The sequence below is a fragment of the Actinoallomurus iriomotensis genome, from assembly GCF_030269445.1.
Classification (GTDB): Bacteria; Actinomycetota; Actinomycetes; order Streptosporangiales; family Streptosporangiaceae; genus Actinoallomurus; species Actinoallomurus iriomotensis.
In genome coordinates this window covers 47935-69121 of record NZ_BSTJ01000002.1, presented here as the reverse complement: position 1 = coordinate 69121, position 21187 = coordinate 47935, and the positions used below count along the sequence as shown (strand labels likewise).

20 protein-coding genes are annotated in these 21187 nt (G+C 70.7%); 18 read left to right on the top strand and 2 right to left on the bottom strand.

Features of this window, described 5'->3' with window-relative positions:
• Positions 1-251 precede the first annotated feature (251 nt).
• From pgsA to QSK37_RS09065, 18 genes are all read left to right on the top strand, one after another.
• Positions 252-866 carry a phosphatidylinositol phosphate synthase gene (pgsA, locus tag QSK37_RS09150; RefSeq protein WP_285618989.1) on the top strand — a complete coding sequence of 205 codons (615 nt, stop codon included), beginning with the start codon at positions 252-254 and terminating at the stop codon, positions 864-866.
• 7 nt (positions 867-873) lie between these two features.
• On the top strand, positions 874-1749 hold the full coding sequence (locus QSK37_RS09145; protein ID WP_285618988.1) for a phosphatidylinositol mannoside acyltransferase: 876 nt from the start codon (positions 874-876) through the stop codon (positions 1747-1749).
• 30 nt (positions 1750-1779) lie between these two features.
• Positions 1780-2925, top strand: coding sequence for a glycosyltransferase family 4 protein (locus tag QSK37_RS09140; RefSeq protein ID WP_285618986.1), 1146 nt, complete (start codon positions 1780-1782; stop codon positions 2923-2925).
• Between the two features lie 2 nt (positions 2926-2927).
• Entirely contained in the window at positions 2928-3461 is a 534-nt protein-coding gene (locus QSK37_RS09135) for a hypothetical protein (protein ID WP_285618984.1), read from the top strand.
• A 134-nt stretch (positions 3462-3595) separates the two neighbouring features.
• Positions 3596-4627, top strand: coding sequence for a DUF3048 domain-containing protein (locus QSK37_RS09130; protein ID WP_285618983.1), 1032 nt, complete (start codon positions 3596-3598; stop codon positions 4625-4627).
• Between the two features lie 117 nt (positions 4628-4744).
• Positions 4745-5674, top strand: coding sequence for a pyridoxal 5'-phosphate synthase lyase subunit PdxS (gene pdxS, locus QSK37_RS09125; protein WP_285581474.1), 930 nt, complete (start codon positions 4745-4747; stop codon positions 5672-5674).
• Between the two features lie 182 nt (positions 5675-5856).
• Positions 5857-6432, top strand: coding sequence for a DUF6928 family protein (locus QSK37_RS09120; RefSeq protein WP_285618981.1), 576 nt, complete (start codon positions 5857-5859; stop codon positions 6430-6432).
• Between the two features lie 88 nt (positions 6433-6520).
• Positions 6521-7126, top strand: coding sequence for a pyridoxal 5'-phosphate synthase glutaminase subunit PdxT (pdxT, locus tag QSK37_RS09115; RefSeq protein WP_285581405.1), 606 nt, complete (start codon positions 6521-6523; stop codon positions 7124-7126).
• Positions 7127-7277: 151 nt separating this feature from the next.
• Positions 7278-8030 (top strand): YebC/PmpR family DNA-binding transcriptional regulator, encoded by a 753-nt coding sequence (locus QSK37_RS09110; RefSeq protein ID WP_285581406.1) that lies wholly within the window; start codon positions 7278-7280, stop codon positions 8028-8030.
• A 137-nt stretch (positions 8031-8167) separates the two neighbouring features.
• A complete protein-coding gene (locus tag QSK37_RS09105) occupies positions 8168-9304 on the top strand; it encodes a GNAT family N-acetyltransferase (protein ID WP_285618979.1) in 1137 nt (378 codons plus the stop codon).
• Between the two features lie 91 nt (positions 9305-9395).
• The gene (ruvC, locus tag QSK37_RS09100) at positions 9396-9944 is read left to right on the top strand and encodes a crossover junction endodeoxyribonuclease RuvC (protein WP_285618978.1); all 549 of its coding nucleotides are present in this window, start codon (positions 9396-9398) and stop codon (positions 9942-9944) included.
• Positions 9944-10552, top strand: coding sequence for a Holliday junction branch migration protein RuvA (gene ruvA, locus QSK37_RS09095; RefSeq protein ID WP_285618977.1), 609 nt, complete (start codon positions 9944-9946; stop codon positions 10550-10552). The genes ruvC and ruvA overlap by 1 nt, the downstream gene beginning before the upstream one ends.
• Positions 10553-10607: 55 nt before the next feature.
• The gene (ruvB, locus tag QSK37_RS09090; protein WP_285618975.1) at positions 10608-11663 is read left to right on the top strand and encodes a Holliday junction branch migration DNA helicase RuvB; all 1056 of its coding nucleotides are present in this window, start codon (positions 10608-10610) and stop codon (positions 11661-11663) included.
• Between the two features lie 153 nt (positions 11664-11816).
• Positions 11817-12365, top strand: a complete 549-nt coding sequence (gene yajC, locus QSK37_RS09085; protein ID WP_285618974.1) for a preprotein translocase subunit YajC — start codon at positions 11817-11819, stop codon at positions 12363-12365.
• 76 nt (positions 12366-12441) lie between these two features.
• The gene (secD, locus tag QSK37_RS09080) at positions 12442-14193 is read left to right on the top strand and encodes a protein translocase subunit SecD (protein ID WP_285618972.1); all 1752 of its coding nucleotides are present in this window, start codon (positions 12442-12444) and stop codon (positions 14191-14193) included.
• Complete coding sequence (gene secF / locus QSK37_RS09075; protein ID WP_285618971.1) at positions 14193-15380, top strand: protein translocase subunit SecF; 1188 nt, start codon at positions 14193-14195, stop codon at positions 15378-15380. Before secD ends, secF begins: the two co-directional genes overlap by 1 nt.
• Positions 15381-15561: 181 nt before the next feature.
• Positions 15562-16071 carry an adenine phosphoribosyltransferase gene (locus tag QSK37_RS09070; protein ID WP_285581476.1) on the top strand — a complete coding sequence of 170 codons (510 nt, stop codon included), beginning with the start codon at positions 15562-15564 and terminating at the stop codon, positions 16069-16071.
• A 462-nt stretch (positions 16072-16533) separates the two neighbouring features.
• Positions 16534-18705, top strand: coding sequence for a RelA/SpoT family protein (locus tag QSK37_RS09065; RefSeq protein ID WP_285581416.1), 2172 nt, complete (start codon positions 16534-16536; stop codon positions 18703-18705).
• Between the two features lie 76 nt (positions 18706-18781).
• Here the strand turns inward: QSK37_RS09065 and QSK37_RS09060 are convergent, their stop codons facing one another.
• Both QSK37_RS09060 and QSK37_RS09055 read right to left on the bottom strand, forming a co-directional pair.
• Positions 18782-20011, bottom strand: coding sequence for a DUF349 domain-containing protein (locus QSK37_RS09060; RefSeq protein ID WP_285618969.1), 1230 nt, complete (start codon positions 20009-20011; stop codon positions 18782-18784).
• A gap of 216 nt (positions 20012-20227) precedes the next feature.
• Complete coding sequence (locus tag QSK37_RS09055) at positions 20228-20962, bottom strand: peptidylprolyl isomerase (protein WP_285618967.1); 735 nt, start codon at positions 20960-20962, stop codon at positions 20228-20230.
• Positions 20963-21187: the final 225 nt, after the last annotated feature.

The window sequence follows — 21187 nt, the reverse complement described above, 5'->3', positions numbered from 1 at the left end:
TCCATTGGGAGACCTGGGTGTGACGGGCGCCACACCCGTGGTCACCACCCTTACGGTCTTGGCCGCATATCACAAGGGGGTGACCGGCAAACGCTCGAGTCCTCCTGTATTCAGCCCTTCCCACCTGGGCCGACGTCACGCACTACGATTGGCCCGCCGGGGGAGTTCGGGCACGATCGGGCGGGATCCGCCGGTTGCGCGCGCAGTCACGAGCGTGAACACCGCAACCGCATCACATGACAAGGACGGGAATGCTCAACCAAATACGGCCGGCGCTCTCACGGGTCACCTCGCCGGTCGGACACGCGCTGGCCCGCACCGGCGTGACACCCAACACGGTCACCATCATCGGCACCCTCGGGGTCGTCGTCGGCGCGCTGGCCTTCTACCCCTTCGGACAGTTCTTCTGGGGGACGATCGTCATTACGATCTTCGTCTTCTTCGACCTGTTCGACGGGGCCGTGGCGCGGGTGACCGGGAAGACGAGCCGTTTCGGCGCCTTCCTCGACTCCAACATGGACCGCGTCTCGGACGCGGCGATCTTCACGGGGCTGATCCTGCGCTACGCCGGCCGGGATCACAACGACATGCTCCTCGTCTGCCTCGCCCTGTTCTGCCTGATCTCGGGGGTGCTCGTGTCGTACGCGCGCGCCCGCGCGGAAGGCATGGGCCTCAACGCCACGATCGGCATCGCCGAGCGCGGCGAGCGCCTGATCGTCAGCCTGGTCGCGATCGGACTGACCGGCCTCGGCGTGCCGTACGTCCTGGCGATCGGCCTGTGGGTGCTCTCCATCGCCAGCGTGATCACGGTCGCCCAGCGCTACATCGCCGTACGGCGCCAGGTGGAGGCCGGAGAGCTGTCGTGAGGATCCGATGAGGGACGAGGTGGCCGACGCCGCGTACGGCCTGGGCTGGGCGGCGGTCCGCCACATGCCGGAGCCGGTCGCGCGTGAGATCTTCATGCTCATCGCCGACCGCGTCTGGCAGCGCCACGGCCGCGGCGTCCGCCAGCTCGAGAAGAACCTCCGGCGGGTCGTCGGCGACGACACGCCGGACGACGAGCTGCGCGAGCTGAGCCGCCGAGGCATGCGCTCCTACTTTCGCTACTGGCTGGAGTCCTTCCGCCTGCCGTCGATGAGCCGCGAGCGCATCCTGTCCGGCATGCGCATCACCGGCGTCGAGGAGATCTACAAGGACCTCGACGCCGGGCGCGGCGTGGTCGCCGCGCTGCCGCACATGGGCAACTGGGACCACGCCGGCGCGTGGATCGCGCTGTCGGGCACGCCGTTCACCACCGTCATGGAACGCCTCCGGCCCGAGTCGCTGTACGACCGGTTCGTCGCCTACCGGGCCGGCCTCGGCATGGAGGTGCTGCCCGCCACGGGCGGGGCGGACGACGTGTTCGCCACCCTGTCCCGGCGGCTGGACGGCGGCGGGCTGGTCTGCCTCGTCGCCGACCGCGACCTGACCAGGACCGGCGTCGAGGTCGACTTCTTCGGCCGTCCGGCGAAGTTCCCGGCCGGCCCGGCCGCCCTGGCCGTGCGCACCGGCGCCGCGCTCCGTCCGGTCACCCTGTGGTACGAAGGTGACGACTGGGGGGTCCGGGTGCACGACGAGATCGCCGTGCCCGGCGGCGACGACGATGTCGCGACGATGACGCAGTCGGTCGCCGACACCTTCCAGCAGGGCGTCGCAGCCCATCCGCAAGACTGGCACATGCTCCAACGCGTCTGGGTTGAGGATCTTTGACCGCCGAGGGATGAGAGAGGCGAGCGGCCCTTGAGGATCGGCATCGTCTGCCCGTACACCTGGGACGTCCCCGGTGGCGTCCAGTCGCACGTGCGCGATCTCACGGAGGCGCTGTTCGCCTCCGGGCACGAGGTCTCGGTGATCGCGCCGGCCGACGACACCGAGGTGTCCTCCGGCGCGGCTCCGCTGCCGCCGTACGTCGTGTCGGCCGGGCGCGCGGTGCCGGTGCCCTTCAACGGGTCGGTCGCGCGGCTGTCGTTCGGCTTCCTGTCCGCGAGCCGCGTGCGCCGCTGGATCCGCGACGGCCGGTTCGACGTCCTCCACGTGCACGAGCCGGCGTCGCCGTCGCTCGGCCTGCTGGCCTGCTGGGCCGCCGACGGGCCGATCGTCGCCACCTTCCACGCGTCGTTCGAACGCTCCCGCGCCCTGTCGGCGGCCGGCCCGATCCTGCAGAGCGCGCTGGAGAAGATCACCGCCCGGATCGCGGTGTCGGAGAAGGCGCGCAAGACCCTCGTCGAACACCTCGGCGGAGACGCCGTGCTCATCCCCAACGGGGTGACGACCGAGCGGTACGCCATGGCCGAGCCGCTGCCCGGCTGGCCCGGAGACGACGGGGCGCTCGGCTTCCTCGGCCGCATGGACGAGCACCGCAAGGGCCTGCCCGTGCTGCTGCGGGCGTTCGAGACGCTCGGCCGCAAGCGCCCCGGGCTGCGGCTGCTGGTGGCCGGTCCCGGCGACGCGGCCGAGGTGCGCGCCCGGGTCGCCCCAGAGCTGCGCGACCGCGTCGTCATCCTCGGCCTGGTCAGCGAGGCCGACAAGGTCCGCATGCTGCACTCGGTCGACGTCTTCGTCGCGCCCAACACCGGGGGTGAGAGCTTCGGCATCGTGCTCGCCGAGGCGATGTCGGCCGGGGCGCCCATCCTGGCCAGCGACATCCCGGCGTTCAGCCGCGTGCTGCTCGGCGGGCGCGCGGGCGCGCTGTTCCCGGTCGGCGACTCGGCGGCGCTGGCCGCCACCGCCGCGGAGCTGCTCGACGACGCCCCGCGCCGCAAACAGCTGTCCGACGACGCCAGGGCGGCCGTACGCGCCTACGACTGGTCGACGGTGGCCCGGGACGTGGTCCGTGTCTATGAGACCGTCGTCGGCGACGGCGTCGTCGGGACCTCGTCGAGCTGACCATGCCCGAGATCCTCCTTCACATCGCCCTGATCGCCGCGGTCCTCCTGCTGATCGGGGTGTACGTCTCGTGGCGCGCGACGCGCCTCGACCGGCTGCACGTGCGCCTGGAGACCGCCCGCGCCGGCCTGGACGCCGCGCTCGTACGGCGTGCGGCCGTCGCCCTGGAGCTGGCCGCCTCCCGGCAGCTCGATCCGGCCACGAGCCTGCTGCTCGCCGCCGCCGCGCACGAGGCCCGCATCGCCGACGCCGACAACCGGGAGTTCGCCGAGAGCGACCTGTCGCGTGCTCTGCGCGCCGTCGTCGGCCAGCCGGACTTCCGCCCCACTCTGGAGGCCGGTGAGGACGGGGCGGCCCTCCTGGAGGACCTCGACGCGGCCGTGCGCAAGGTCACCTACGCGCGCAGCTTCTACAACAACGCGGTGACCGCCACCCGGACTGCGCGCCGGAAGCTGCTGCCCCGGGTCCTTCCGCTGCACGGCCGGGCGCCGCTGCCGGACTTCTTCGAGATCGACGACGCCCCTCCGGAGAGCTGAGACCCCCACTCACGGGACCCCTGTGACCGGCGGGACGCATGGTCATACCGGGCCCGCCAAGGAGGGTTCGAGCAGCCCGTTCTTCGGCTAGCCTCGCGACCTCAGGACGTCTGATTTGTCCGGAGGTGCAGGTAGTGCGCTGTTTCCGTACGACGCCGGCCCCGGCCGCCGTGCTCGTCACCACGTTCGTCACGGCGGCCCTCGCGGCCTGTTCGAAGGGACCGGTCACGGCCGCCGCGTCGCCTCCGCCGCCGGTCTCGGCCGGCTCGTCGCCGTCGTCCACGCCGTCGCCCGCCCGGACCCATCCGTTCACCGGCGCGCCGGGCGGCGCGGACGGCCCGGTCCTCGCCGTCAAGATCGACAACACCCGGTCCGCCAAGCCGCAGCTCGGCCTGCGGTCGGCCGACATCGTCTACGTCGAGCAGGTCGAGGGCGGCCTCAGCCGGATCATGGCGGTCTTCTCCTCCAAGCTGCCGTCCCGCGTCGGCCCGGTCCGCAGCGCCCGCATCTCCGACCTGCACCTGCTGCCGCAGTTCGGCCGCCCCGCGTTCGCCTACTCCGGGGTGCAGAGCAAGATGAAGCCCTACGTCGCCCAGGCGCCCCTCCTGGACGTCTCCCAGGACCGTTCGAACACCGGTTACACCCGCACCGGGCCGCACGCCGCCCCGTACAACCTCTACGGCACCCCGCAGCAGCTCCTCGCCCGCGCACCGGGCGCCTCCAGGGCCGGCGACATCGGTTTCCGGTTCGGCCCGGTCCCGGACGGCGGCAAGGCGGTCCCGAGCTTCACCGCCCGCTACCCGGCCGCGACGCTGAAGTTCACCTGGTCACCGGGGGAGAAGCGGTGGCTGCTCACCCAGGACGGCCGCGCCGACCGCGCCGGCGAGGGCGGCCGGGTCGGCGGCGCGACGATCGTGATCCAGCGGGCCCACACGACCCGCTCGCAGTTCCACGACTTCCTCGGCAACTACACGCCGCTCGTCCAGACCGTGGGCACCGGCGGGGCGACCGTGCTGCGCGACGGCAAGGCCTACGACGCGCGCTGGTCGCGGCCGTCGGAGAAGGACGGGACGACCTTCACCACCGCCTCCGGCGCGCCCATGACGTTCGCCACCGGCCAGGTCTGGGTGGTCCTCGTCAACGACGGGAAGCCGACGACGCCCTGAGTCGTACATCATGTCGGATGACGGCCTGATTCCTGACGACATGGCAGGGCGGTCGCGCCGGTCAGCTGCCCCTACCATGGATACGACAGCTTGATCGACTCATTCGAAGAGGTAGCCGTGTCCACCGCCACTCCCGACGCCGCCCCCGACCAGACCAACGCCGTTCCCGAGACCGGCACCGCCCGCGTCAAGCGGGGCATGGCGGAGATGCTCAAGGGTGGCGTGATCATGGACGTCGTCACACCCGAGCAGGCGAAGATCGCCGAGGACGCCGGCGCCGTCGCCGTGATGGCCCTCGAGCGCGTCCCCGCCGACATTCGCGCCGAAGGCGGCGTGTCGCGGATGAGCGACCCCGACATGATCGAGGGCATCATCAACGCCGTCTCGATCCCGGTCATGGCCAAGGCGCGCATCGGCCACTTCGTCGAGGCGCAGGTCCTGCAGGCCCTCGGCGTCGACTACATCGACGAGTCCGAGGTGCTCACCCCGGCCGACTACGACAACCACATCGACAAGTGGGCCTTCACCGTGCCCTTCGTGTGCGGCGCCACCAACCTCGGCGAGGCGCTCCGCCGCATCACCGAGGGGGCGGCGATGATCCGCTCCAAGGGCGAGGCCGGCACCGGTGACGTCTCCAACGCCACCACCCACATGCGGCAGCTCCGCCAGCAGATCCGGCGGCTCGGCTCGCTGCCCGAAGACGAGCTGTTCGTCGCCGCCAAGGAGCTGCAGGCCCCGTACGAGCTGGTCAAGGAGGTGGCGCGGGCCGGCAAGCTGCCGGTGGTGCTGTTCACCGCGGGCGGCATCGCGACGCCCGCCGACGCCGCCATGATGATGCAGCTCGGCGCCGAGGGCGTGTTCGTCGGCTCGGGCATCTTCAAGTCCGGCGACCCGGCCAAGCGCGCCGAGGCGATCGTGAAGGCCACCACCTTCTACGACGACCCCGACGTGATCGCCAAGGTCTCGCGCGGGCTCGGCGAGGCGATGGTCGGCATCAACGTCTCCTCCCTGGCCGAGGGCGACCGGCTCGCGGTCCGGGGCTGGTAGCGGCCGCGTACCGTCCGGAACGTCCGCCGCCGAGGGCAAACGAAGTGTGTTCTCCCCTCCACAGCGCGGGAAAGGCGGGTTACCCTGGGCCGCGACTGAACGCTGGTGCCGCCGGCAGGGTCCGCCGAGCGCGGGAGGGGACGACGCCCATGGGTTGGTCGGTCGCGTTGGCGTGTTCGCGTGTGAACGGAGCCTCCTTCGGGCCGGGGTTGGTTCCGGACGCGGACCGCGCCGTGGCGCTGGCCCGTCGGCTCTACCCGGAGCACTCGGTCACCGAGACCGGCGACACCGTGCTCGACTTCGCGCTCTGGCCCTACGAGGACGAGCTGTTCGTCGGCGCGTACGGCGACGCGCTGGTCGTGTGCGACCGCCGGCTGTTCTGCGTCGACGACCGGGCGCGCCGCCTCGCCGACGAGATCGCCCGCGCGCTGCCGGGCGGCTCGTGCGGCGTGCTGGTCCTGCACAGCGTCGTGTCCGGCTGCTGGTTCCGGTGGTACTCCGGTGACCGGGCGCGCCGCGACGTCTACGTCACCGCCGAGGACGGGGTCGTGGTCGACCTCGGCGAGCGGCTGCCGGCCGAGGCCCCGTTCTGGAAGGCCATCGACGACGGCGCGTCCGACGTCCCCCTGCCGTTCGACTACGAGGAGTACGGCATGGCGCTCGCGCGCGAGCACCTGTTCGGCCGCGACATCGCCGAGCGCGGCGCCGACGGTTTCCTCCCGCTCGAGCTCCCGCTGCGCCGCTTCAAGCTCGCCTGACACGGGGGCCCGGGGAAGCCGGCGCGCGCCGCGGGCGTTGTCACTGGCACTAAGCTCATTGGTACAACTCGACGTGAAGGGCTGGTTCGTGGCTGCTGTCCCGACGGTCGGCGTGCTCGCACTGCAGGGTGACGTCCGCGAGCATCGCCGTGTCCTGGAGTCCTGCGGCGCCGCCACCGCGGTCGTCCGCCGTCCGGAGGAGCTGGAGCGTGTTCAGGCGCTCGTGATCCCCGGCGGTGAGTCCACCACGATGTGGCGGCTCGCCCGGACGTTCGACCTGCTGGAGCCTTTGCGCAAGCGTGTCGAGCAGGGCATGCCCGCCTACGGTTCCTGCGCCGGCATGATCATGCTGGCCGACCGCATCCTCGACGGCGCGGCCGGGCAGGAGACCATCGGCGGCATCGACATGGTCGTACGCCGCAACGCCTTCGGCCGCCAGGTCGACTCCTTCGAGAGCGACGTCGAGATGGGCGGCCTCGACCGGCCCTTCCACGCGGTCTTCATCCGCGCGCCGTGGGTGGAGTCGGTCGGTGCGGGCGCCGACGCGCTCGGCCGTGCCGCGAGCGGCGATTCCGCCGGTAGGATCGTCGCCGTCCGGCAGGGGAACCTCCTGGCGACCTCGTTCCATCCCGAGCTGACCGGCGATCCCCGGATCCACGCCTACTTCCTCGAGATGGTGAAGGAAGCCTCGTGACCTCCGGCCTCCCTCGGGGGTGGGGAGCCGCGTCCGGGGGATCCCGCCGCGCACGGCGTCCAGGCAGTGTGCTGTGACGTTCTGAGACTTTCGGAGATTGGAGGAAGGGGCTCACCTCTTCGGCGGCTCGCCGGGTGGCCCCGCGAAACGCATGAGTGGCCACTCCAAATGGGCGACGACGAAGCACAAGAAGGCGGTTGTCGACGCCAAACGGGGCAAGCTGTTCGCCAAGCTCATCAAGAACATCGAGGTGGCGGCCCGCACCGGCGGCGGCGACCCGGACGGCAACCCGACGCTGTACGACGCCATTCAGAAGGCGCGCAAGAACTCCGTGCCCCTCGACAACATCGAGCGGGCGCGTAAGCGCGGCGCCGGTGAGGAGGCCGGTGGCGCCGAGTGGCAGACGATCATGTACGAGGGGTACGCGCCCGGCGGCGTCGCGGTGCTCATCGAGTGCCTGACCGACAACCGCAACCGCGCAGCCTCCGACGTCCGTACCGCGCTGACCCGCAACGGCGGCTCGCTCGCCGACCCCAACTCGGTGTCGTACCTGTTCACCCGCAAGGGCGTCATCCTGGTGCCCAAGGACGGCACCACCGAGGACGACGTGATGATGGCGGTCCTGGACGCCGGCGCCGAGGAGGTCAACGACCTCGGTGAGTCGTTCGAGGTGATCAGCGAGGCCGGCGACCTGGTGACGGTGCGCAAGGCCCTGCAGGACGCCGGCCTCGACTACGAGTCCGCCGAGGCGAACTTCCTGCCCAGCGTCAGCGTGCCCGTCGACGAGGACAACGCCAAGAAGGTCTTCCGCCTCATCGAGGCGCTGGAGGACAGCGACGACGTGCAGAACGTCTTCGCCAACTTCGACGTCTCCGACGAGATCATGGAGAAGATCGAGGCCTGACGGCCGTTCGTGAACGCCCCCTGCCGCCCGGCAGGGGGCGTTTCCGGCGCGCTTCCGACGCCCCGCTCGTGGCGAGCCGGCCGCCCGCGGAAATCCCCTTGATGCCGCGTCCGGGCCATGCCGTAGCGTCGTGGTCCGTGGAGACGCGCACCCTCGAACCCGCCGACCTCGACGCCGTCCATGACCTGTGGATCCGTGCGTTCGGGCCCTCCGACCGCGATGACGCGTGGGCCCTGCGGGCCATGGGGGAGGGCCGCTTCCTCGGGGTCCGCGACGGCCGCCGCCTCGTCGCCGTCGGGCACTATCACCCGTTCGAACAGTGGTGGCACGGCCGCGCCGTGCCGATGGGCGGCGTCGGCGGCGTCTGCGTCGCGCCCGAGGACCGCGGCCGCGGCGTCGGCCGGCGGCTCGCCGCCGGGCTGCTGGACCTGATGGACGGCCGTCCGCTGTCGGCGCTGTACCCGGCCACCGCTCCGGTCTACCGATCCGTCGGCTACGAGCACGCCGGCGCGCAGTATCGCCTCACCCTGCCGCCCGCACCGCTGCGCACCCTCGCGTCCGGGCCGGTCGAGGTACGCCGAGCCGGGCCCGCCGACACCGGCGAGGTCCTCGCCCTGCTACGCCGCCTGCACGCCGAGGCGCGGCACCACGGCCCGATCGTCCCCGGTGAGGACCAGGTCCGCGATTTCCTCCAGAACGAGCGCGTCTACTCCTATCTGGCCGCCGACGGCTTCCTGGCGTACGGCTGGGACGGCGGCCGAGAGGACATCGCCGTGCACCGCTGCGTCGCCGGGTCCGCCGCGACCGCACGCGCGCTCTGGGCGGTGGTCGGATCCGGTTCCTCCATCGCCCGGACGGTACGGGCCAACGTGGCGCCCGACGACCCGATGTTGTGGCTGCTGCGCGACCGCTCCGAAGACGAGGTGCGCCGCATCGGCTGGATGCTGCGCGTCCTCGACGCGCCCGCGGCGATCGCCGCGCGCGGCTTTCCCGTCGCGGTCTCGGTGGAGGTGCCGCTGCTCGTCGAGGACGAGCTGCGGCCCGCCAACGCCGGGAGCTGGACGCTGACGGTGCGCGAGGGGCGGGGACGCCTGGAGCACGCGGCGGAGCGGCGCGACGCGACCCGGCTGCCCGCGCGCGGCCTCGCCGCCCTCTACGCGGGCGTGCCGATGGCGACGCTGCGCGGCGCGGGCATCGTCACCGGCGACGCCGGGGCCGACCCGCTCCTCGACGCGGCGTTCGCCGGAAAGCCGTTCATGCTGGACTATTTCTGAACGCGACACGCCGCGTGCGAGCCGGGCGGCGGGGCCCATCGGCCGAGTAGCCTCACTGCGAACACGTGTTCGGAGCCGGAGAGGAGCACACGTGCGGGTGCTGGGCGTCGATCCCGGTCTGACCAGGTGCGGAGTCGGCGTCGTCGACGGTGCCCCCGGCAAGCCGCTGCGGCTGGTGAGCGTCGGTGTCATCCGTACGAGCCCGGACGACGACATCGGCACGCGCCTCGTCGAGCTCGAGCGCGGCATCGAGGAGCTGATCGAGCAGACCAGCCCCGACGCCGTGGCCGTCGAGCGGGTGTTCAGCCAGCACAACGTCTCCACGGTGATGGGCACCGCACAGGCCGGGGCGATCGCCATCGCCTGCGGCGCCCGGCGCGGGCTGCCGGTCGCCCTGCACACCCCGAGCGAGGCCAAGGCGGCGGTGACCGGAAGCGGCCGCGCCGACAAGCTCCAGGTCACCACTATGGTGACCAGACTGCTCCGGCTGGACGCGCCGCCCAAGCCGGCCGACGCCGCCGACGCGCTCGCGCTGGCGATCTGCCACGTCTGGCGCGGCGGCGCGCAGGCCCGGCTCCAGGCGGCGCGGACCCGGGCGACCGGGCCGGCACACGACATGAGGCAGGGAAGGACGCGGTAGTGATCGCATTCGTCAACGGCAGGGTCGCCGCGGCGGGGCCCGACGGGGCCGTGGTCGAGGTCGGCGGGGTCGGGCTCGCGGTCCAGTGCACGCCCGCCACGCTGGCCGGCCTGCGCGTGGGCGAAAGGGCGCACGTGCCCACCTCACTCGTCGTGCGCGAGGACTCCCTCACGCTGTATGGCTTCGCCGACGACGACGAGAAGACCGTCTTCGAACTCCTGCAGACCGCCAGCGGCGTCGGGCCCCGGCTGGCGCTCGCGATGCTCGCCGTGCACGACCCGAACGCCCTGCGCCGCGCCGTCGCCACCGAGGACCTGAACGCGCTGACCAAGGTCCCCGGCATCGGCCGCAAGGGCGCCCAGCGCATCGTGCTCGAGCTGAAGGACCGCCTCGGCATGCCCCTCGACGGGGCCGACGGCGACACGCCCGCCCCGTCGTTCGCCGCCGCGGCCTGGCGCGCGCAGGTCCACGCCGGTCTCACCAACCTCGGCTGGACCGCCCGCGACGCCGAAGCGGCCGTGGACGCGGTCGCCGCGGAGGTGGACGGCCAGGACACCTCCGACATCGCCGCCCTGCTGAAGCTGGCGATGAGGAAGCTCAGCCGATGACCGCCCCGGGGGACCGCCCGTCCACCTCGCCCACGGCGCCGACGAAAGAGACGCCGTGACCGAGTGGAGCGAGCGCGAGGAGGAGCGTTTCGTCTCGCCGGTCGCCGACGGCGAGGAGAAGGTCATCGAGGCGGCGCTGCGGCCCAAGCGCCTCGACGAGTTCATCGGGCAGGCGCGCGTACGCGAGCAGCTCTCGCTCGTGCTGCACAGCGCGCTCCGGCGCGGCCGGCCGCCGGACCACCTGCTCATGTCCGGGCCTCCGGGCCTGGGCAAGACCACCCTCGCGATGATCATCGCCAGCGAGCTGGGCATGCCCCTGCGCATCTCCTCCGGTCCGGCGATCGAGCGGGCCGGCGACCTCGCGGCCGTGCTGTCCACGCTCTCCGAGGGCGAGGTGCTGTTCCTCGACGAGATCCACCGGATGGCCCGGCCCGCCGAGGAGATGCTCTACGTCGCGATGGAGGACTTCCGCGTCGACGTGGTCGTCGGCAAGGGGCCGGGCGCGACCGCCATCCCGCTCGACATCGCGCCCTTCACGCTCGTCGGCGCGACCACGAGGGCCGGCCTGCTGCCGGCGCCGCTGCGCGACCGGTTCGGCTTCGTCGCGCACATGGACTTCTACGAGCCGGCCGATCTCCAGCGGATCATCGACCGCTCGGCGCGGCTGCTCGACGTGCGGATGGACGAGGCGGGTGCCGCCGAGATCGCCCGGCGCTCCCGCGGCACGCCACGTATCGCCAACCGGCTCCTGCGCCGCGTCCGCGACTTCGCCGAGGTTCGCGCCGACGGCGTGATCACCGAGGGGATCGCCCGCGACGCCCTGGCGCTGTACGAGGTCGACGCCGAGGGACTGGACCGGCTCGACCGCGCGGTGCTCGACGCGCTGCTGCGAAAGTTCGGCGGTGGGCCGGTGGGGCTGTCGACACTGGCGGTCGCGGTGGGGGAGGAGCCGGAGACGGTGGAGGTGGTCGCCGAGCCGTTCCTGGTGCGTAAGGGACTCATCGCCCGCACGCCCCGTGGCCGGATCGCGACTCCTTCGGCCTGGCGGCACCTGGGTATCACCCCGCCGCCCACGGTTGAAGGTACCCTTTTCGAAGTGACGGAGGAGTGACGAGGAACTTCCCGCCGTGCCCAGTCGTCAGCTCGTTGCCGGGGTTTCGTCAAGTCCTTTACACTCCGGAGCTTGTCGCCGTCGTCAGGCGACACGCCTTTCGCACGCGAATCGTCGGCGGCGGGCTGAACCCCATATCGGAAGGATGCCCCGGTGCAGGGCAACACTGAACTCATAGCGCTCACGCAACTCGCTGCCCAGAAGAGCAACCCTCTGGTCACGCTTCTGCCGATCATCCTCATCGGCGTCGTGTTCTATTTCCTGCTCTTCCGCCCGCAGCGCAAGCGACAGCAACAGCAACTGCAGATGCAGCGTCAAATAGAGCCGGGCCAGCGCGTCATGACGACCGCGGGCATGCTCGCCGACGTCGTCGCCATCGAGGACGACCACGTCGTGCTGGAGATCGCCCCCGGGGTCGAGGTCCGCTACGTCAAGCAGGCCATCGCCCAGGTCGTGCCCGACGAAGACCCCGAGGAGATCGAGGACGAGGCCGAGGACGAGGACGACGCCGAGGAGACCGGCGAGTCAACCCAGGCCGAAGAGTCCGAAGAGGAAGAGGCGCCCAAAGCCGGCGAGACGCTGCAGGACGAGGTCGAGGTCGAGGCCAAGACCGAGACTCTTCCCGGCGCGACCGGGAAGAAGACCGGAGACGCGCCGCTGAACGACGGCGAGGACAAGTCCGGCAAGAGGCCCTCGGCCTGACCAGAGCCTGACCGCAGACAAAGGACGAAAGACGACCGTGGCTCCGCCAAGCAGAAACGTTTCGAGACCAGGGCGCGTGCTCCTCGCGCTGTTCGTGATCGCCGCCGCCCTGGTGGGCCTGATGTTCTGGCAGGGCCAAAAGACGCCCAAGCTGGCCCTCGACCTGGCCGGCGGCACCACCGTGACGCTCACGGCGGAGCCCTCGCGGCCAGGCGCGAAGATCGGCGACTCCGAGATGACCCAGGCGATCAACATCATGCGCGAGCGCGTGAACGGCCTGGGCGTCTCTGAGGCCGAGGTGACCAAGCAGGGCAACAACGTCATCGTCGTCCAGGTCCCCGGTCAGGGACAGGAGCGGGTCGTCAAGCTCATCGGCACCACCGCCAAGCTGGAGTTCCGGCAGGTGATGGTGGCCGAGCCGGTCGGCGCCGCTCAGCAGCCGGCCCCCACGCCCACCCCGACCCCGTCGGGCAAGGCCTCCAAGTCGCCCAAGCCGTCGGGCAGCCCGTCGGCGAGCGGCAAGCCGTCCACGAGCTCCTCGCCCAAGGGGCGTGCGCTCGCCCAGGCCCTGACCACCACGCCGAAGCCGTCGGACAAGGCGTCCGCCAAGGCCACGCCGAAGCCGAGTGCCTCACAGTCGCTCACCCCCGAGCAGCTCCAGCAGTTGCAGCAGCTCCAGCAACAGCAGCAGGCGGGCGCCGAGGACTTCACCGGCGTCGATCCGGCGGTCAAGGCGCAGTTCAGCAAGCTCACCTGCACGGGCAACGACATCGGCCAGGGCCAGACGCTGAACCCGGCCAAGCAGGCCGCGATCTGCGCCCGGCCCGACCCGAAGACGCACAAGAGCGACTACAAGTTCATCCTGGCGCCGGCGCAGATCTCCGGTGAGCAGGTCACCAAGGCGCAGGCGCTGCCGCCGGACCCGCAGAACGGCCGGGTCCAGTGGACGGTCAGCCTCGACCTCAACGGTGCCGCCACCAAGACGTTCGCGGACTTCACGTCCAAGGCCGCGGCGCTGGGCGAGAACAACACGCGCAACCACTTCGCGATCGTGCTCGACGGCACCGTCTACTCCTGGCCGAGCGTCAAGGAGGCCATCACCTCCGGCAACGCCCAGATCGAGGGCCAGTTCAGCCAGGAGGACGCCACCGACCTGGCCAACGTGCTCAAGTACGGCGCGCTGCCGCTGAAGTTCGTGCCGAGCTCGATCGAGTCGGTGTCGGCCACGCTGGGCAAGGACCAGCTGAGCGCCGGCCTGATCGCGGGCGCGATCGGCCTGGGCCTGGTCGTGCTCTACTGCCTGCTCTACTACCGGGGCCTGGGCTTCGTGGCGATCTCCAGTTTGATCGTCGCGGGCGTCCTGACGTACGAGTCGGTGGTGCTGCTCGGCAAGTTCATCGACTTCCGGATGTCGCTCGCCGGCATCGCGGGCGCGATCGTCGCGATCGGCATCACGGCGGACTCGTTCGTGGTCTTCTTCGAACGATTGCGCGACGAGGTCCGCGAGGGGCGCAGCCTGCGCACGGCCGTCGAGCGCGGATGGCACCGCGCCCGGCGTACGATCATCGTGGCGGACGCGGTCTCGTTCATCGCCGCGCTGCTGCTGTACTGGTTCGCCATCGGCGGGGTCAAGGGCTTCGCGTTCACGCTGGGCCTGACCACCCTCATCGACGTGGCGGTGGTGTTCTTCTTCACCAAGCCGCTCGTCACGATGCTGGCCCGCACGAAGTTCTTCGGGCGTGGCCACCGGTGGTCCGGACTCGATCCGTCCACACTGGGTGTCACCAAGCGGCCCACGGTCCGCCCGGCCAGCACCAAGGAGGCCTGATGTCACGCCTGGGCACCATCGGCGGCCGGCTTCACCGAGGGGAGATCTCCCTCAACTTCGTGGGGCGGCAGAAGCTCTGGTACTCCATCTCCGGCCTCATCCTGGTCATCAGCGTCGTCTCGCTGCTGACCCTCGGGTTGAACTTCGGCGTCGAGTTCAAGGGCGGCACCGTCTTCCAGTTCCCGACCAAGCCGGGCACCACCACGTCGGACGCGCGTGCGGCGGTCGCGGACTCCGGGGTCGTCAAGGAGGACCCCATCGTCCAGAAGACCGGGGCCGGCTGGCGTGTCCAGACCGAGAGCCTCACCTCCGCTCAGGTGACGAAGGTGCAGGAGACGGTCCAGCACAGGTTCGGACTGCCCAAGCCCGACGACGTCAGCCCGCAGTCGGTCGGCGCGAGCTGGGGTAAGGACATCTCCCAGAAGGCGCTCCAGGGCCTGGTCATCTTCCTGGTCGCGATCATCATCTACCTGTCCATCGCCTTCGAGTGGCGCATGGCGGTCGCGGCGTTGATCGCGCTCGCGCACGACATTCTGATCACGATCGGCGTCTACTCGCTCGTGCAGTTCGAGGTGACGCCCTCCTCGGTGGTCGGCCTGCTGACCATCCTCGGTTACTCGCTGTACGACACGGTCGTGGTCTTCGACAAGGTGCGGGAGAACACCCGCCCGCTGCTCACGACGAAGTCCATGACGTACAGCCAGGCGGCCAACCTCGGCCTGAACCAGACCCTGGTCCGGTCGATCAACACCTCGGTGATCGCCCTGCTGCCCGTGGCCGGCCTGCTGTTCATCGGCGCCGGGGTCATGGGCGCGGGCACGCTCAAGGACCTGGCGCTCGTGCTGTTCGTCGGCATGCTGGCCGGTGCGTACTCCTCGATCTGCATCGCGACGCCGATCCTGGCGGACCTGCAGGAACGCCAGGCCAAGTACCGGGACCTCGCCAAGAGGGTGAAGAGCAAGGCCGGCAGCGCCAAGCGGCAGTCGCGTGCGGCGAACGCCGAGGCCACGGCCAAGCCCGCCGCCGACGGACCGGAGAGCGAGCCCCAGGACACGGTCCCGGGCGAGGAGGAGACCGACGCCGCCACCTCGGTCGGCGCGGGCATCCGGCTGGTCCAGCAGGGTCCGCGGCAGCAGCCGCGCCGCACCGGCTCCAAGGGACACCCGAGCGGCAAGAAGAAGCGCTGACCCGGCCGTAGCGACTCAGGCATTCGGCGGGCGGTATCTCCCGATAAGGGAGGTACCGCCCGCCGAAGCGTGTACGGTGTCCGATGCGTCCATGAGGAACTCCGCGCGCCGGGTTCGGCGAAGCGCGGCCAGAGGAGGCCAGAGAACGATCGTGACCAGGCGACCCGTCGACCTGACGCAGATGATCAACGATCGCATCAGGGACGTCCCCGACTATCCCAAGCCCGGCGTGATGTTCAAGGACATCACCCCGCTGCTCGCCGACCACACCGCCTTCGCCGCCGTCGTCGACGCCATCGTCGCCTACTACGGCCGGGGCACGATCGACAAGGTGGCCGGCATCGAGGCGCGCGGCTTCATCCTCGCCGCGCCCGTGGCGTACCACTTCGGCGCCGGGTTCGTGCCGATCCGTAAGCAGGGCAAGCTGCCGGCCGCCACGTACGCGGAGAATTACGACCTGGAGTACGGCAGCGAGACGATCGAGGTGCACAAGGACGCCTTCGCGCCGGGAGAGCAGGTGCTGATCGTCGACGACGTCCTGGCCACGGGCGGCACCGCCAAGGCCACCGCCGCGCTCATCGGCCGTACCGGCGCGGAGGTCGCCGGGATCTCGGTGCTGATGGAGCTGGGCTTCCTGGGCGGCCGCGACCGGCTCTCGGACCTCGACGTGCACGCCCTGGTGACCGTCTGAGAGCCCTCAGAGGGTTTCCGGTCGTCGAGCGGGAGCCGTCTGACTCGGACGACCCAGGGCGAAGGCAGGGTACGGATGGGGGTAAAGGTGCTCGTGAGAGGCGGAGTGTCGGTGGCGCGGGATCACCGTCGGAGGTGATCCGGACATCCACCGGTCACCGGTGTTCGGTCCGGAATGGTGGATCGGCACCGACTGGAATTCAGCTGCCGCTAAACTGGTGTTCCGACGCAGGCATGGGGAGGCTGGGTGCGCGGTGAGGTGGTGTCTACCGACGCGGCGTCCGATGCCGCGCTGACACCACGCATCAACCCCCACACGTTGCCGGCACCCGACAGCGAGCCCGCTTCCGCGCCCGACGAGGGCGACCGGACTCCCCCGAGGACCCCCTCAAGCCCGGCCGCGCCGTCGGCCGCCCGGGTCCGCCGGCGGCTCGCCCGGCTCGGCGCCCAGCGTGGACCCACCATGAATCCTGTACTCGAACCTCTGATCAAGACGCTCCGGAACACACATCCCAAGGCGGACGTGCGTCTCGTCGAGCGCGCCTACGACGTCGCGGCGCACCATCACCGCGACCAGAAACGCAAGAGCGGCGATCCGTACATCACGCACCCGCTCGCCGTGGCCACGATCCTGGCCGAGCTCGGCATGAACACCGAGACGCTGTGCGCCGCCCTCCTGCACGACACGGTCGAGGACACGACCTACACCCTCGACCAGCTCCGCACCGACTTCGGCGACGTGATCGCCGCCCTGGTCGACGGGGTGACCAAGCTCGACAAGGTCAAGTACGGCGAGGCGGCCGAGGCCGAGACGGTCCGCAAGATGGTCGTCGCGATGTCGCGTGACATCCGGGTCCTCGTGATCAAGCTGGCCGACCGCCTGCACAACATGCGCACCCTGCGCTACCTGCCGCGGCACAAGCAGGAGCGCAAGGCCCGCGAGACGCTGGAGATCTTCGCGCCGCTCGCGCACCGGCTCGGCATGAACACCCTCAAGTGGGAGCTGGAGGACCTCGCCTTCCAGACGCTCTACCCCAAGCGGTTCGACGAGATCGCCCGCCTGGTGTCCGAGCGGGCCCCGCGCCGCGACGTCTACCTCCAGGACGTCATCCAGCACGTCTCCCGCGACCTGCGCGAGGCCAAGCTCAAGGCGACCGTCAAGGGCCGCCCGAAGCACTACTACTCGATCTACCAGAAGATGATCGCCCGCGAGCTGAGCTTCGAGGACATCTACGACCTCGTCGGCATCCGGGTGCTCGTCGACACGGTCCGCGACTGCTACGCCGCCCTCGGCACGATCCACGCGCGATGGAACCCGGTCCCCGGCCGGTTCAAGGACTACATCGCGATGCCGAAGTTCAACATGTACCAGTCGCTGCACACCACGGTGATCGGCCCGGAGGGCAAGCCGGTCGAGCTGCAGATCCGCACGCGGGCCATGCACAACCGCGCCGAGTACGGCATCGCGGCGCACTGGAAGTACAAGGAGGAGACCGTCGGCGACGGCGGCGCCTCCACCGGCAAGGCCGGCGACATGGCCTGGCTGCGCCAGCTCCTCGACTGGCAGAAGGAGACCACCGACCCGGCCGAGTTCCTCGAGTCGCTGCGCTTCGACCTGTCGGTCTCGGAGGTCTTCGTCTTCACGCCGAAGGGGCAGGTCCTCGCGCTGCCGCAGGGCGCGACGCCGGTCGACTTCGCGTACGCCATCCACACCGAGGTCGGCCACCGTACGATCGGCGCCCGCGTCAACGGCCGCCTCGTCCCGCTGGAGTCGACCCTCGACAACGGCGACACGGTGGAGATCTTCACCTCCAAGTCGCCGGACGCCGGGCCGAGCCGCGACTGGCTCAACTTCGTCAAGAGCGCCCGCGCCCGCAACAAGATCAAGCACTGGTTCTCCAAGGAGCGCCGCGAGAGCGCCATCGAGCAGGGCAAGGAGTCCCTGGCCCGCGCGATGCGCAAGCAGAACCTCCCACTCCAGCGCATGCTGTCCGGTGAGGCGCTGCTGACGCTGGCGCACGACATGCACTACGCCGACGTGTCCGCGCTGTACGCGGCGATCGGGGAGAGCCACGTCTCGGCGCAGAACATCGTCCGCAAGCTCGTCGACGTCCTCGGCGGCGACACCGCGGAGGACCTGGCCGAGACCGCGATTCCGACCCGCAAGCGCCGCTCGCGCCCGGCCGGCGACCCGGGCGTGGTCGTGGCCGGCGACCCGGACGTGTGGGTGCGCCTGTCCCGGTGCTGCACGCCGGTGCCGGGCGATGAGATCGTCGGCTTCGTCACGCGGGGCAACGGCGTCTCGGTGCACCGCGTCGACTGCGTCAACGTGGCGAACCTCCAGACCCAGCCCGACCGCATGGTCGACGTGAAATGGTCACCGGGGGAGGACTCGGTCTTCCTGGTGGCCATCCAGGTCGAGGCGCTCGACCGGCCGCGGCTGCTGTCCGACATCACCCGCGTGCTGTCGGACCAGCACGTCAACATCCTGTCCGCCTCGGTGGCGACCAACCGCGACCGGGTGGCGGTGAGCCGGTTCAGCTTCGAGATGGGCGATCCGAAGCATCTCGGGCACGTCCTGAAGGCGGTCCGTTCGGTGGACGGCGTCTACGACGTCTACCGCGTCACGAGCTGACCACGCGTCTCTCGAGCCGCGTCCGGAAAGCGTGAGGCGGACCCCGCCCGCAGGCCCGGGTCCGCCTCGTACGAGATCAGGAGAGTTCGGACAGCGTGTGCTCTGCCTCGGCCAGCCAGGCGCGGCGAGCGGTCAGGGCCTCCTCGGCGTCCTTGACGTCCTTGTCGCGGCCGGCGTTGCGTGCCTTCTCCAGGCGCTTCTCCAGCTGCTCGATGGACGAACGCAGCTGCGCGACCGTCGCCTCGGCGCGGGCCCGCGCCTCCGGGTTGGTGCGCCGCCACTCCGACTCCTCGGCGGTGCGGACCGCTTCCTCGATCTTGCGGAGCCGTCCTTCGAGCCGCTCGCGTGAGTCGCGGGGGACCATGCCGATGCCCTCCCAGCGCTCCTGGATCGAGCGCAGGGCCTGCCGTGCGGAGCGTACGTCGCGGACGGGCAGCAGCCGCTCCGCCTCGGTGAGCAGCTTCTCCTTCGCCTCGGCGTGCTCGCGGAACTCCGCGTCACGCTCGGCGAACACCGCGGACCGGGCGGAGAAGAAGGTGTCCTGGGCGCCCTTGAACCGCGCCCACAGCTCCTCTTCGGCGTCGCGGGAGGCGCGGCCGGCCATCTTCCACTGGCGCATCAGCTCGCGGTACGCCGCGGCGGTCGGCCCCCAGTCGGTGGAGTCGACCATGGCCTCGGCGTCGAGGACCAGCCGCTCCTTCTCCGCGCGTGCGTGCTCGCGCTCCACCTCGAGGTTGGAGAAGTAGGCCTTGCGGCGCTTGGTGAACGCGTTGCGCGCTGAGGACAGCCGCTTCCACAGCGCCGTCTCCGTGGGACGGTCGACGCGCTCGGCGGCCTTCCACTCCTCCACGAGCTGGCGCAGGCGCTCGCCGCCGTTCTTCCAGTGCGTCTCCTCGACCGCGATCCGCTCCGCCTCGGCGACGATGCGTTCCTTGATCTCGCGGGCATGCACACGCGCCTGGTCACGGGCGACCTTGATCTGCTCACGACGCTCGCCGACCAGCTCCGACAGCCCGTCGAGCCGCCGGCCCAGGCCGTCGAGATCGCCGACGGCGTGGGCCTCGGTCACGGCCTCGCGGAGCCGGGCGATGCTGTGCTCGGCCTGAGCGGCCGCCAGGTCGGTGGTCTTGATCCGCTGCTCGAGCAGGTCGACCTCGGTGACGAGGGCGTCGTACTTGCGACGGAAGTAGGCCAGGGCCTCCTCGGGCGCACCGGCCTGCCACGAACCGACGGTGCGCTCCCCGGCCGCCGTGCGGACATAGACGGTGCCGTTCTCGTCGACCCGGCCCCACGGGTCAGTGGTCATCGCGGGCCTCCCCGGTGAGAGGCGTGGCCGTCGCGGACCGCCCGGTGGCCGGTACGACGTCCCCGCGCGTACGGCGAGGGATACCCAAGGATTCGGTGGCGCTGCACACCGCTGCCTCCTGTGTCAGAGCCCGGGGCGTCCCCTCACGCACCGGGCCCACCATGATGACGTCCGTGGGAGAAGCGCTCCCGCTGGCCACCCTAGCCAATCGCATTGCTACATCTTCGAGACGGTGAGGTCTTTTATTTCGATTTTCTTCTTTGGGGCGGTGTTCCCGCTCTGGTCGGCCGGCTCGGCACCCGCCTTCGCGACGGAGTCGACGACGCCCATTCCCTTGGTGATCTCGCCGAACACGGTGTAGTCGGCGGGCAGCGGAGAATCGCCGTAGACGATGAAGAACTGGCTCCCGTTGCTGTTCGGGGCGCTACTGTGCGCCATCGCGATGACGCCGCGCTTGTAGGTCGCCTGCCCGGACTTGCCGGCCTTCGGGACGTTCTCATTGCCGAAGCCGTACGCGGGACCGCCCGTTCCCGTGCCGGTCGGGTCGCCGCATTGCAACACCTTGATACCCTCGGTGACAAGGCGATGACATTTAGTGTTGTTGAAGAATTTCTTGCTCGCCAGATACGTGAACGAGTTCACCGTGCACGCGGCCTTGGCGCCGTCGAGCTTGGCGGTGATCGTGCCGAGGCTGGTGTGGATCGTCATGTCGTACGTGCCCTTGACCGGCTTCGCGGGTGGCTTGCCGACGTCCTTGGCGCTCCCGGCCGCTTCCGCGGACAGGGGCTGGTAGGCGCACTCCCCGGGCTTGACCGAGACGCTCGGCGCGGCGGTGGGCGTGGAGGCGGCGGAGGTCTTGTCCTTCTTCGCCGGGCCGTTCATGGCGAACGCGATCGCCCCGCTGCCACCCGCGACCACCACGACGGCGACCACAGTGCCGATGATCTTCATCCGCCGGGCCCTGGCCTGCCGGATCGCCCGGCGCTGCTGCTGGCGCTCGTAACGCAGCCGGGCCAGCTCCCTCTTGCGGTCTTTACCCGCCACCGGTGTCGCACCTCATCGAATCGCGTCGTGAACTGGGAAACGTGTTGCGCATCGTAGCGGTCCCGGACGGTATTTTCGGCCCCGCACCGCAGAGGCGCCCAAACCGGCCGAACGTCGGACGCGGTTCGCCCT

Excerpts from the sequence above, each read along its gene's own strand:
- pgsA (WP_285618989.1), top strand. The coding sequence starts at position 252 with ATGCTCAACCAAATACGGCCGGCGCTCTCACGGGTCACCTCGCCGGTC.
- QSK37_RS09145 (WP_285618988.1), top strand. The coding sequence starts at position 874 with ATGAGGGACGAGGTGGCCGACGCCGCGTACGGCCTGGGCTGGGCGGCG.
- QSK37_RS09135 (WP_285618984.1), top strand. The coding sequence starts at position 2,928 with ATGCCCGAGATCCTCCTTCACATCGCCCTGATCGCCGCGGTCCTCCTG.
- QSK37_RS09110 (WP_285581406.1), top strand. The coding sequence starts at position 7,278 with ATGAGTGGCCACTCCAAATGGGCGACGACGAAGCACAAGAAGGCGGTT.
- secF (WP_285618971.1), top strand. The coding sequence starts at position 14,193 with ATGTCACGCCTGGGCACCATCGGCGGCCGGCTTCACCGAGGGGAGATC.
- QSK37_RS09070 (WP_285581476.1), top strand. The coding sequence starts at position 15,562 with ATGATCAACGATCGCATCAGGGACGTCCCCGACTATCCCAAGCCCGGC.
- QSK37_RS09065 (WP_285581416.1), top strand. The coding sequence starts at position 16,534 with ATGAATCCTGTACTCGAACCTCTGATCAAGACGCTCCGGAACACACAT.
- QSK37_RS09060 (WP_285618969.1), bottom strand. The coding sequence starts at position 20,011 with ATGACCACTGACCCGTGGGGCCGGGTCGACGAGAACGGCACCGTCTAT.
- QSK37_RS09055 (WP_285618967.1), bottom strand. The coding sequence starts at position 20,962 with ATGAAGATCATCGGCACTGTGGTCGCCGTCGTGGTGGTCGCGGGTGGC.